General features: G+C 68.4%; 9 protein-coding genes. 1 reads left to right on the forward strand and 8 read right to left on the reverse strand.

All coding sequences use genetic code 11. The features are described 5' to 3' along the window. Positions 1–237 precede the first annotated feature (237 nt). Entirely contained in the window at positions 238–1,251 is a 1,014-nt protein-coding gene (locus tag OG959_RS06280) for a hypothetical protein (protein ID WP_326657139.1), read from the reverse strand. Positions 1,252–1,621: 370 nt separating this feature from the next. Between OG959_RS06280 and OG959_RS06285 the strand changes: the two genes are divergently transcribed. Next, positions 1,622–2,728 (forward strand): LCP family protein, encoded by a 1,107-nt coding sequence (locus tag OG959_RS06285; RefSeq protein WP_326657140.1) that lies wholly within the window; start codon positions 1,622–1,624, stop codon positions 2,726–2,728. Between the two features lie 54 nt (positions 2,729–2,782). On the opposite strand, the gene OG959_RS06290 is transcribed toward OG959_RS06285, so the two are convergent. The 7 genes from OG959_RS06290 to OG959_RS06320 all read right to left on the reverse strand — a co-directional run bounded on the left by OG959_RS06290 (position 2,783) and on the right by OG959_RS06320 (position 12,424). Then, complete coding sequence (locus OG959_RS06290) at positions 2,783–4,288, reverse strand: amino acid permease (protein WP_326657143.1); 1,506 nt, start codon at positions 4,286–4,288, stop codon at positions 2,783–2,785. Positions 4,289–4,451: 163 nt separating this feature from the next. Then, entirely contained in the window at positions 4,452–6,425 is a 1,974-nt protein-coding gene (dxs, locus tag OG959_RS06295; protein ID WP_326657144.1) for a 1-deoxy-D-xylulose-5-phosphate synthase, read from the reverse strand. A gap of 194 nt (positions 6,426–6,619) precedes the next feature. Further along, entirely contained in the window at positions 6,620–7,936 is a 1,317-nt protein-coding gene (locus OG959_RS06300; protein WP_326657145.1) for a sugar ABC transporter permease, read from the reverse strand. Continuing rightward, positions 7,933–8,721 (reverse strand): ATP-binding cassette domain-containing protein, encoded by a 789-nt coding sequence (locus tag OG959_RS06305; protein ID WP_219566490.1) that lies wholly within the window; start codon positions 8,719–8,721, stop codon positions 7,933–7,935. The genes OG959_RS06300 and OG959_RS06305 overlap by 4 nt, the downstream gene beginning before the upstream one ends. Positions 8,722–8,951: 230 nt before the next feature. Continuing rightward, a complete protein-coding gene (locus OG959_RS06310; protein WP_442805543.1) occupies positions 8,952–10,019 on the reverse strand; it encodes a sugar ABC transporter substrate-binding protein in 1,068 nt (355 codons plus the stop codon). Positions 10,020–10,142: 123 nt separating this feature from the next. Then, positions 10,143–11,342: an ROK family transcriptional regulator gene (locus OG959_RS06315; protein ID WP_148022260.1), complete on the reverse strand. Its 1,200-nt coding sequence runs from the start codon at positions 11,340–11,342 to the stop codon at positions 10,143–10,145. A gap of 215 nt (positions 11,343–11,557) precedes the next feature. Beyond that, positions 11,558–12,424 carry a carbohydrate ABC transporter permease gene (locus OG959_RS06320; RefSeq protein WP_442805729.1) on the reverse strand — a complete coding sequence of 289 codons (867 nt, stop codon included), beginning with the start codon at positions 12,422–12,424 and terminating at the stop codon, positions 11,558–11,560. Positions 12,425–12,539: the final 115 nt, after the last annotated feature.

Below are 12,539 nucleotides of genomic sequence, written 5' to 3' on the forward strand. Positions count from 1 at the left end.
GTCATCCCCGTTAAAACCGCCCCACGGAACGGTCACACTTGCTCACCCTGTGAGCAAGTCACAGAACCTTCACATAAAGAAGGGATCAACGTCCAGCCATTACGGCGGACATACCCGACATATGCCCGTGATGAATCCCACCAGGCATTCGTACAACCTTTTACGGCTTCACGGAAACGGCACATGAATTCGAGGCGACACACAGGTGTCGCCCGCGCTCCAGAAGGTGACGTCAGATCAGAGACGGTGCCAGCGCGGCGACAGCGTGAGCCCCGGACCCGGCTCCTGACGGGCGAGGGACATCGCCCCGTCCCGCCCAGGAACCGCCACCACGACGCGGCCGAGTCCGTCGAGGGCGAGCACGGGATCACCCACACACTCCTCGGCACTGTCCGACCACCAGACGCCGCCCTGCTCCGCCTCGGTCCCGCAGACCCCGATCAGCAGGGTGCCGCCGGCCCCGCGCTGGGCGAGAACCGTGCAGTCATAGCCGTCGAGCGGGGCACGCAACGCCACGACCGCACCGTCCCCCGGCTGTCCGCCCACCGGTACGGGCCAGGCGCCCGCACGGTAGGAGACGACCCCTGACCTGTTCGGATCGGTCCAGTAGTACGTGAGGCGGTCGGGTGCCGTCTCCAGAGCCGCCACGGAACCTTCGAGAGCGTGGAACGGGACGGGCGGAGCAATGAGCGGCTTGCCGTCCGGTTCCTCCTGACGCCACTGCCGCACCCCCTGCTCGCTGGGCGCGAAGACCTCGACGAGCCCGCTCGCGGTGACCGACGGCACGATCTCAGCGGCGAGCCCGGCCCCCTTGAGGTCCTGCCATGCCTGCCACTTGCCACCCTTGCCCTCGCGGCGCATCTGCAGTCCGCGGCCCGCGTTGCGCACGAAGACGAAGACCGTCCCCTTCGCGTCGACGACCCCGGCCGGCGGACCGACCTTCCGGCCCGTCTCCGCGTCCTTGTAGAAGTTGCCCAGGGAGCGCCACTCCGCCACGGGGCGGCCGGTCTGGTACTGGACGGCGTGGACGAAGTCCACACTCGGCCCGTCCGGGCCCCGGCGCTCACGCCGCCCGAGGAAGTGCACGTACGAGTCGGCCCCCTGGACGACGGTGAGGTCCGTCAGGTCCGCGATCGGTACGAAGTCCGGGCCGTCCCAGTGCTCTCCGCCGGGGCTCCGCTGCGTCCAGCGCAGCAGACCGCCGTCCGTGCGGGCGTAGAGCGTGAGCCTGCCGTCCTTACCGAGCGGCATCCAGCGTCCGCGTGGCGTTCCGGAGACCTGGTGGCGTCCGGCCGGCGCGCGAGGGGGGGTGCTGCTCGCGGAGTCCGATCCTCTTCTCCGCATGACCCGCTACACCCTCTCCACTTCACCGGTTCTTCATCGCGCCCGCACGGGGCCGACAACATCATATGCTCAGCGCCGGGGCGCCCCACGGCAGGTCGTCGGCGCTCCGCGCTCCCGCGCGAAGACGCCCTCCCCGCGGCCAGAACGCCCATGCGCACGATCCTCTGTTCTATAGTGCACGCTCAGTCATGCACACACGGACCGGCCACACCCCCCACCCGAGTCCCACGCACTCCACAGCCCCTCTGGGGCCACGAGATTTGAGGACTCGACCACGATGAGCCACGACGCCACGCCCCAGGACACACCCGAAGGTCGTCCGGCCTCTCATGGCGGCGGACGGAAGCGCGGGCAGGGCCCCCGCAAGCGCCGCCGCGGCCTCAAGATCACCCTCGGTGTCCTGCTCGTCCTGCTGCTCGCGGGCGGCGGCACCGTCTACTGGCTCTACAGCCGACTCGACGGCAACATCAAGGGCGTCGACATCAACAAGGCGCTGGGCGAGGACCGGCCAGAGAAGCTCCCGACCAGTGGGCAGAACCTCCTGGTCCTCGGCTCGGACTCGCGCGCCGGGACCGAGAACAAGGAGCTGGGCGGCGGGGGCAGCGTCAGCGGGGCCCGGTCCGACACCGCGATGGTCGTGCACATCCCCGAGGGCCGCAGCAAGGCCGTCGCCATCTCCATCCCCCGCGACACCCTGGTGACCCGGCCCGAGTGCACCAAGGCCGACGGGACCAAGGTGCCCTCCGCGGAACGCAAGATGTTCAACTCCGTCTACTCCCAGGTCGGCCCCGCCTGCGTCGTCAAGACCGTCGAGAAGATGTCCGGCGTCCGCATCGACCACTACCTGGAGATCAACTTCGCCGGGTTCAAGGGGCTCGTGGACGCCATCGGCGGCGTCACCGTCGACGTCCCCCAGGACATCCACGACACGTCCTCCGGCCTCGACCTGGCCGCCGGGCCCCAGAAGCTCGACGGCACCCAGTCGCTCGCCTACGTACGCACCCGGCACGGCATCGGTGACGGCAGCGACCTCGGACGCATCGGGCTCCAGCAGCAGTTCCTGTTCGCGCTCCTCAGCGAGGTCAAGAAGCAGGATCTGCTGGGCAGTCCGACGAGTGCCTACAAGATCGCCAACTCCGCGACCAAGTCCCTCACCACCGACGAGGGCCTCGCCTCGCTCACCTCGCTGACCAGCTTCGCCCGTTCGATGAACGGCGTCGACCCGGCCACGATGGAGACCATCATGCTCCCCGTCGCCTACGACAGGATCGACCCGAACCGGGTGGTGGCCGCGCAGCCGCAGGCGGACACCCTCTGGAAGGCGGTCCGCACGGACTCCGCCATACCGGAGTCCGCCAAGAAGTCCCCCGCCACCGGCGGCTGACACGGCGACAGACCACACGGCCCCGCCTGCCCGCACGGGCAGGCGGGGCCGTCGTCACACCCGCGTGCGGTTGATCCGGCTGTGCCCGCGTCCGTACGCGAAGTAGATGACCACACCGATGACCATCCAGATACCGAACCGCAGCCACGTCTCCGCCGGCAGGTTGAGCATCAGCCAGACCGAGGCGGCCACCGACAGGATCGGGATCAGCGGAACCCACGGCGTGCGGAAGGCGCGGTGGAGGTCGGGGCGGGTGCGGCGCAGGACGATGACGCCCAGGGCGACGACGACGAAGGCGAAGAGCGTGCCGATGTTCACCAGCGTCGCGAGCTCGTTGATGCTGGTGAAGCCCGCGATGACCGCGATGAGCACGCCGAGCAGGATGGTCGGGCGGTACGGGGTGCGAAAGCGCGGGTGCGTCTTGGAGAAGAACCTCGGAAGCAGGCCGTCACGGCTCATCGCGAAGAACACCCGGGTCTGGCCGAGCAGCAGGATCATGCAGACCGTGGTGAGACCGACGGCCGCGCCGAAACTGATGACACCGGCGTAGAAGGGGTGCCCGACGGCCTTGAAGGCGTCGGCCAGCGGGGCGCTCACGGAAAGTTCGGTGTAGTGCTGCATTCCGGTGACGACGATCGAAACGGCGACGTAGAGCACCGTGCAGATCAGGAGCGAGGCCAGGATCCCGCGCGGCATGTCCCGCTGCGGGAGCTTGGTCTCCTCGGCGGCCGTGGCCACCACGTCGAAGCCGATGAAGGCGAAGAAGACGACGGAGGCGGCGGTGAAGATGCCCATGACGCCGAAGTTCGTGGGCTCGTAGCCGAAGATCAGCTGGACCAGCGGGGCGTCCAGGCCCGATCCGGAGGGCTGGGGCTGCGCGTCCGGGATGAACGGCGAGTAGTTCGAGCTGTCGATGAAGAACAGCCCCGCGATGATCACGATCAGGACCACGGCCACCTTGATGGCGACGACGACCGTGGTGACCCGGGCCGAGAGCTTCATGCCCAGCACCAGGATGACGGTCAGGACCAGCACCAGCACGAAGGCGAGGATGTCGAAGCCGAAGCCGTCCGCCACATCCGGGCCGGAGAGCGCGTCGGGCAGGTGCCAGCCCGCGTTGTCCATCAAGGAGCGGACGTAGCCGGACCAGCCGACCGCCACCACCGCCGTACCCAGCGCGAACTCCAGGACCAGGTCCCAGCCGATGATCCAGGCCACCAGTTCGCCCAGCGAGGCGTAGGAGAAGGTGTAGGCGGAGCCGGCCACCGGAACCGTGGAGGCGAATTCCGCATAGCAGAGCGCCGCCAGGGCGCAGACGACCCCGGCGACCACGAAGGCGAGGGCGGTCGCCGGTCCCGCGGTCTCCTTGGCCACCTTTCCGGTGAGCACGAAGATGCCGGTACCGATGACTACGCCCACGCCGAACACCGTGAGGTCCACGGCGGAGAGCGACTTCTTGAGGGCGTGCTCCGGCTCCTCGGTGTCGCGGATCGACTGTTCGACCGTCTTGGTCCTGAACAGTCCGTCTCCGCTGGGGGGCAGGTCCTGCTGGGTGCTCACCGGCGTACCTCCACGCACTCGTCGTGTACGCCATGATTCGGACCCGCCGGCCCCCCGGACGCCCGCAGCACGCCGCACGCGGCCTTGTTTCACGCGAATGGGCCGGTCGGACCACCCGTACGGGGTGGGCGACCGGCCCAATCGGAGTGCGGCGGCAGCCGGGTCAGTCCCGGACCGGCTCCACCACGGAGCGGCTCTCCGCGTCCGTGTCGTAGCGGCCGTCGAGCCTGGCGACCAGGCCGGTGACCTGACGGGCGATGTCCGGCGCGGTCAGCCCGATCTCGGCCATGACCTCCTTGCGGGAGGCGTGGTCGAGGAAGACCGGCGGGATGCCGAAGTCGCGCAGCGGTACGTCGACGTCGGCGTCGCGCAGCGCCTGGGCGACCGCGGAGCCGACGCCGCCGGCCCTGCTGTTGTCCTCGACGGTGACGACGACCCGGTGCTTCGCCGCGAGCGGGGCCATGGCCTCGTCCACGGGCTTGACCCAGCGCGGGTCGACGACGGTGGTCGAGATGCCCTGGGCGTCGAGCAGGTCCGCGATCTCCAGGCACATCGGGGCGAGCGCCCCGATGGAGACGAGCAGGACGTCCGGCCGCGCGGCGGCCGGCTTGCGGAGCACGTCCATGCCGCCGACCGTGCCGACGGCCTTGACCGACGGGCCGACCGCCCCCTTCGAGAACCGGACGACCGTCGGGGCGTCGTCGACCTCGACGGCCTCGCGCAGCTGGGCGCGGACCTGGTCGGCGTCGCGCGGGGCGGCGATCCGGAGCGTCGGCACGCACTGGAGGATCGACATGTCCCACATGCCGTTGTGCGAGGCGCCGTCCGTACCGGTGACTCCGGCCCGGTCGAGGACGAACGTCACACCGCACTTGTGCAGGGCGACGTCCATCAGGACCTGGTCGAAGGCGCGGTTGAGGAACGTGGCGTACACCGCGAAGACCGGGTGCAGGCCGCCCGTGGCGAGCCCGGCGGCGGAGACCGCGCCGTGCTGCTCGGCGATGCCCACGTCGTAGATCCGGTCCGGGAAGGCCTTCTCGAACTTGGTCAGGCCGACGGGCTGGAGCATGGCCGCGGTGATCGCGACGATGTCCTCGCGCTCCCGGCCGAGCTTGACCATCTCCTCGCCGAACACGGAGGTCCAGTCGAGGCCGGAGGTGGCGACGGGAAGGCCGGTGTCGGGGTGGATCTTGCCGACGGCGTGGAAGCGGTCCGCCTCGTCGAGCAGCGCCGGGGTGTAGCCGCGGCCCTTCTCCGTGAGGCAGTGCACGATGACGGGCCCGCCGAAGCGCTTGGCGCGCTGGAGGGCGGATTCCAGTGCCTCCAGGTCGTGGCCGTCGATCGGGCCGACGTACTTCAGACCGAGGTCCTCGAACATGCCCTGCGGGGCGATGAAGTCCTTGAGGCCCTTCTTGGCGCCGTGCAGCGTCTCGTACAGCGGCTTCCCGACGACGGGGGTGCGCTCCAGGAGGTCCTTGCCGCGGGCCAGGAAGCGCTCGTAGCCGTCCGTGGTGCGCAGGGTCGCCAGGTGGTTGGCGAGGCCGCCGATGGTCGGGGCGTAGGAGCGCTCGTTGTCGTTGACGACGATGACGAGGGGGCGGTCCTTGGCGGCGGCGATGTTGTTCAGCGCCTCCCAGGCCATGCCTCCGGTGAGGGCGCCGTCACCGATGACCGCGACGACGTGGTCGTCCTTGCCCAGTACCTCGTTGGCCTTGGCGAGGCCGTCGGCCCAGCCGAGCACGGTGGAGGCGTGCGAGTTCTCGATGATGTCGTGCTCGGACTCGGCACGCGAGGGGTAGCCGGAGAGGCCGCCCTTGCTCTTGAGCTTCGAGAAGTCCTGGCGGCCGGTGAGGAGCTTGTGCACATAGCTCTGGTGGCCGGTGTCGAAGAGGACCTTGTCCTTCGGGGAGTCGAAGACCCGGTGCAGGGCGATGGTCAGCTCGACCACACCCAGGTTGGGTCCGAGGTGTCCGCCGGTCTTGGAGACGGCGTCGACGAGGAAGGTCCGGATCTCTTCGGCGAGCTGCTCCAGCTGCTCGGGGGTGAGACGGTCCAGGTCACGCGGTCCGCCGATGCGGGCCAGCAGATCCCATCCCTCGCCCGTCACCGCCTGACGCGCTTCGCGCGGCTGTGTCACCGTGCCTCCTTGCGATTGTGCTGGTCGAGCATGCCGATCCGATGAGTCTAATGTTCCGTCCGCCCTGTCGGACATCGGGCGTGCGTGTGCTGTCCCACCAGGGCCGGTACGTGACCGTGCCCGGAGCCCTGGAAAAAGGGCGCCGGGCACGGTCGGGCGTTGCGTGTCACCGGGCCCCGCCGGGCCCGGTGAGGTTACGCGCGGCCTGCGGTCTTCTGGGTCTTGCGCGAGACCGAGTCGATGATCACGGCGATGAGGAGTACTCCACCGGTGATCATGTACTGGATCGCGTTCGACGACAGGTTCATCTGGTTGAGGCCCTGGACGATCGACTGGATGACCAGGATGCCCAGCAGCGCGGACCAGACCTTGCCGCGTCCGCCGAACAGGGACGTGCCGCCGATGACGGCTGCGGCGATGCACATCATGAGCTGGTTGCCGCCACCGAGCGAACGGTCGGCGCCGCCGGTCGCGGAGGCCAGGAAGAGACCGCCGACCGCACCGAGCGTGCCGGAGATCATGAACACCGAGATGCGGATCCAGGACACGTTGATACCGGCACGACGCGCAGCCTCGATGCCACCGCCGACCGCGAAGATCTGACGGCCGTACGTGGTGCGGCGCAGAACGAAGTCGGTGATGACCAGGATCGCGAGGAAGATCACCAGGGAGAGCGGGAGGCCCTGCTCCTGGTTGAACGCGTACGCGGCGAGGAGGCACAGTACGGCGAGCAGCACGGTGCGCAGGATGATCTCGCTCTGCGGGCGGTGCGGCAGCTCCGCGGCCTTGCGGCGGCTCGAGTCGCGCAGCTGCGCGAGGTAGAAGGCGACGATCACGAACACGGCGAGACCGTAGGCGGCCGCGACGTCGGCGAAGTAGTAGCTGGTCAGGTCGCGGACGAAGCTGCCGAGCGGGGTGGTGATGGTGGACTTGTCGCCCATCACCCAGGTCTGCAGACCGGCCCAGCCCAGGAAGCCTGCCAGGGTCACGACGAACGCGGGCACGCCGATCTTGGCGAAGACGATGCCGTGGAAGGCGCCGATGACCGTGCCGGACAGGATGCCGACCACGATGGCGAGGCCGTCGGGCATGTCCGTGCCGACCACGGCCCAGACCGCACCCGCGAGACCCGCCACGGAACCGACCGCGAGGTCGATCTCGCCGAGCAGCAGGACGAAGACGATGCCCACGGCCATGATGCCCGGGCCCGCCGCGTACAGCGTGATCTGGTCGAGGTTGTACGAGGTGAGGAAGTTGCCGGTCTCGAGCTGGAAGACGATCCCGATGATGATCAGGCCCACCACGACGGGCAGCGAGCCGATCTCGCCCGAGCGCACCTTGCGCTTGAACTCGGTCCAGTAGCCCTTGAAGCCCTGCTCGCGGACGAGCAGGCGGGGGTCGACGACCTTGACCGCGCCGGCCGCCGCTACGGGAGCCTCGGTGATCTCGGTGGTCTCGGTGGCCTTTGCCTGGGCCGGGACCTCGGCCGAAGTCTTGCTGATCTTGCTCACTTGGATGCCTCCGCGCTGCGGGACTTGCGACGGGTCACGGCGTTGTCCGTGGCGCCCGTGATCGCGGCGATGATTTCTTCGTGGCTGGTCGTCGCCACCGGGAAGATGCCGTTGTTGTGGCCGAGTCGCAGCACGGCGACCTTGTCGGCGACAGCCTTCACGTCGGCCATGTTGTGGCTGATGAGGATGACGCCGAGGTTCTGCTCGCGCAGCCGCTCCACCAGGTCGAGCACCTGTGCGGTCTGCTCGACGCCGAGGGCCGCGGTGGGCTCGTCCAGGATCACGATCTTGGGGTTGCCGACCAGGGCGCGGGCGATGGCCACGACCTGGCGCTGGCCGCCGGAGAGCGCGGCAACCGGGATACGGACGCTGGGGATACGGATGGAGAGCGTGGACAGGAGGTCCTGCGCCCGCTTCTCCATGGCGACCTCGTCGAGGACGCCACCCTTCTTGATCTCGCGACCGAGGAAGAGGTTGGCGACGACATCCAGGTTGTCGCAGAGCGCGAGGTCCTGGTAGACGGTGGCGACGCCGAGGTTCTGGGCGTCGTGCGGACGGTTGATGTCCACCTTCGTGCCCTCCCACTCGATGACGCCCTCATCGATGGGGTGCACGCCGGCGATCGTCTTGACCAGCGTGGACTTTCCTGCACCGTTGTCGCCGACCAGGGCGACCACTTCTCCGGCGTGGACTTCGAGATCGACACCGGAGAGGACCTGCACCGCTCCGAATCGCTTGAAGACTCCACGCAACGCCAGCACGGGCGTCTGTGACACGTGAACCATCTCCTTCGCCGCCTGACCGGCGGGGATGTGCCGCCTGACCGGCGGAGACGCCGCGCCACAACGGGCAGCGTCGACGTACTGGAAGTACTGGGGAAAATGTCCGGCACCCGGGCGGCAGCGGGGTGTGGGCCGACCGGGGCCGGACAGTCATGGGGCGGGCGGACTCCCGCCGTGCGGCGCGGATCAAACCCGTACGCGCCAGGGCCTGTTGGCCCTGGCGCGAGGAGGGACTACTTGATGCCCAGTGCGGTGCACTTGGCGGCGATGTCCTTCACGCAGATCGCGGAGGCCTGGTAGATGCCGTCCTTGACCACGGTGGACTCGATGTTGTCCTTGTTCACCACGGTCGGCTCGAGCAGCGTGGACGGAACGCCGTCCGTCTCGCCCTGGGCGCCGATGTCCTTGCCCTGGAGCAGGTTGACGGCGAACTGGGCGGCCGCCGGGGCGAGCTGCTTCGGCGACTTGTAGATCGTGAAGGTCTGCGTGCCGGCGATGATCCGCTGGATACCGGGGAGCTCGGCGTCCTGGCCACCCACCGGGATGTCCTTGATACCGGCGTTGCCCAGGGACGTGATGATGCCGCCGGCCATGCCGTCGTTGGCGGAGTAGACCGCGTCGATCTTGCCCTTGCCGACCGAGGAGATCGCGGCGGTCATCTTCTCGCCGGCGATCTTCGGGTCCCACTCGCCGGACGCCTCGTAGGCAATCTTGATCTTGCCGTCGAGGGACGAGTGAGCGCCCTTCTTGAACAGGCCGGCGTTCGGGTCCTTCTCGTCACCGTTGATCATGACGAGGTTGGCGCCTGCCGCCTTCGAGCCGAGCGCGTCGAGGACGGCCTGGCCCTGGAGCTTGCCGATCTTCTCGTTGTCGTGGCTGACGTAGGCGTCGGCACCGACGATGGCGCGGTCGTACGCGACGACCTTGACGCCCTTCTTGTGTGCGTCGCCAACCCACGCGGCGGACTTCTCGGCGTCGACGGAGGAGATCGCGATGACCTTGATGCCGTCGGCGATCTGCTGCTCGAACTGCTGCTTCTGCTGGCCGACGTCACCGGCCGCGTTGTTGTAGACAACCTCGCAGTCCGGGCAGTCCTTCTTGACCGCTTCGATGAACAGCGGCTTGTCCAGCGTCTCGTAGCGAGCGGTCTTGTTCTCCGGGAGCAGCAGGCCGATCTTGGTCTTGCTGCCCGAGTCCGCCGAGTCCTTCTTGTCGTCGCCCGCCTTGCCACAAGCGGCGAGGGAGACGGCCATCGAAACGGCGGCCGTGCCTATGACGATGCGTCGCGTCATTGCGTTCATTGCGGGTGTGCCTCCCTGACGAGGCCGCAACGTTGCGGCCGAGGTGGATTGGAGTCAACTCGGCCCCAGGCTTGGCGTCAAGGAGTAAATTCTTAACGAGATGACAACGGTGCCATTCGTTATCTAAGTGAAGGCAGGCGTCGCCGCGGGGAGGGTGCTCTCCAAAAGGGTTGAATCCCCCATCTCGTTCAGGACGAGGGCCAGGGCACCCAGCACCTCCGCCCGTCCGCCGAGGGCGCCGGGGAGCACCGAGAGCTGTCGTGCGGCGCTGGGGATGGCGTAGCGCGACACGGAGTCGCGGATGGGCCCCAGGACCAGCTCGCCGGCCTCCGCGAGCGAGCCGCCGAGCACGACCCGGCTCGGGTTCAGCAGATTGCAGAGGTTGGCCACCCCGCTGCCGATGTGCCGCCCGACGTCGCCGATCACCCGGCGGCAGCCCGGGTCGCCCTCGCGGGCCAGCTGGACCACCCGCTCCATGGTGAGATCGGGCCCGTGGCCGGGCTGGAGCAGGGGCAGGACGTACCGCGCGGCCGCGAAGGTCTCCAAGCACCCGCGGTTGCCGCAGCGGCAGACAGGGCCCGATTCGTCGAGGGTGATGTGGCCGATCTCGCCGGCCGTGCCGCCGGGCCCCCGGTAGATGTGCCCGTCGATCACCAGACCGGCGCCGACACCGCTCGCGACCTTGATGTACGCGAGGTCCCGCACCCCCCGGCCGCTCCCCCACACCAGCTCGCCCAGCGCCCCGAGGTTGGCGTCGTTGTCGACGTAGACCGGCACGCCCAGGCGTCCGGCGAGCTCCTCGCTGGGGTTGATGCCCGTCCAGCCCGGCAGGATCGACGTGGAGCCCAGCGTGCCGGACTCGACGTCGATCGGGCCGGGAACACCGAGGCCCACCCCGATGACCTTGCCGGGGCTGATCCCCGTGGTCTCGATCAGCCGGTTGACCAGCTGTTCCGCCCGCCCGAAGCCCTCGGCGGACGAGGCGTCCACGTCCAGTGGCTCGGATTCCTCGGCGAGCACCTGATGGGCCAGGTTCCCGACCGCCACCCGCAGGTGCGTATGTCCGAAATCGACGCCGATGACGATGCCCGCGTCCCCGCTGAGCGAGACGCTGCGGGCCCGGCGGCCGCCGGCCGAGGTGGGGGTCACCTCGACGGTGCCGCCCTCCTTCAGTTCACGAACGATATTGGAGACGGTGGCCGCGGAGAGGCCCGTACTCCTGGCGATCTCCGCCTGGGTGAGCGAGCCCGCCATACGTACGGCGCGCACGACCCGCTCAAGGTTGGCGCGATGCAGAGATGTCTGCGACCCCGGAGTCTCCATCGACTCACTCACTCCTGCCATATTCTCCAACATGTGAACCCTAAGCTGACCGTTTTGGGGTGCGCCCCGTCAAGACCTTGAGCAGTCGAAGCCTCGGATGAGCACCGGACCCTCGCACGGCACGCTCCGCGAAATCCCCCTTACACAGACGAACCGCCCGTCGGCATCTGCCGACGGGCGGTTCGTCTGTGTGCGTGCGGGAGGTGTTCCGCGTATTACTTCACCGCTCCCGCGGTCAGACCGGCCACGACCTGGCGCTGGAAGACGATGTAGGCCACGAGGACCGGGAGCATCGCCATCACCAGACCGGCGAAGAGTCCGGACCAGTCGCCCTTGTAGCCCTGGCTGTTGGCCAGTTCGACCAGGCCCTGGGAGAGCACCCGGTGGTCGGGGTCGCTGTTCAGCACCGTGGGCAGCATGTACTGGTTCCACTGCCCCAGGAAGTTGAAGATGCCGACGCTGATCAGGCCCGGCTTCGCCATCGGCAGCATCACCTGGAAGAACGTCCGGGTGTGCGAGGCCCCGTCGAGCATCGCCGCCTCCGCCACGGAGCCCGGAAGCGTCCGGAAGAAGGCGGTGAGGAAGAAGACGGTGAAGGGCAGCGAGTAGGCGATGTAGACCAGGATCAGTCCGTGCGTCGTGTTCAGCAGCCCCATGTTGTTCATGACGAAGAACAGCGGGACCAGCGCCAGGATGATCGGGAAGCTCATCCCGCCGATGAACAGGTAGTACACGAAGCGGTTGCCCGGGAAGTCGAACCGGGCCAGCACGTAGGCCGCCATCGAACCCAGCAGCAGAGTGCCGATGAGCGAACCCCCGACCACCACGATGGTGTTCAAGAAGTATTCACTCATGTGCGCCTGGCTCCAGGCGCGTGACCAGTTCTCGAAGTGAAGCTTGTCCGGCAGCGCCCACGGCGTCGACAGGATCGAGTCGTCGGTCTTGAACGAGGTCATGACCGCCCAGAGCAGCGGCATGACCACCAGGATCGCCCAGATGATCAGCACACCGTGCGAGAAGACGTTGAGGACCTTGCCCTCGCCGCTCTTCTTCTCGCCGTCCTGCGCGGGCGCCTTGGACACGGGGGCCGGTTCCGTCACCGTGACCACGGGAGGGGTTTCAGTGGCCTTCACGTGTGCTCACCTCGTACTGTCGAGCCGGCCGCCGGGACCGGGCTGTCTTGCCTGCTGGGGATCC

The organism is Streptomyces sp. NBC_00385 (genome assembly GCF_035917155.1).
Taxonomy (GTDB): domain Bacteria; phylum Actinomycetota; class Actinomycetes; order Streptomycetales; family Streptomycetaceae; genus Streptomyces; species Streptomyces poriferorum.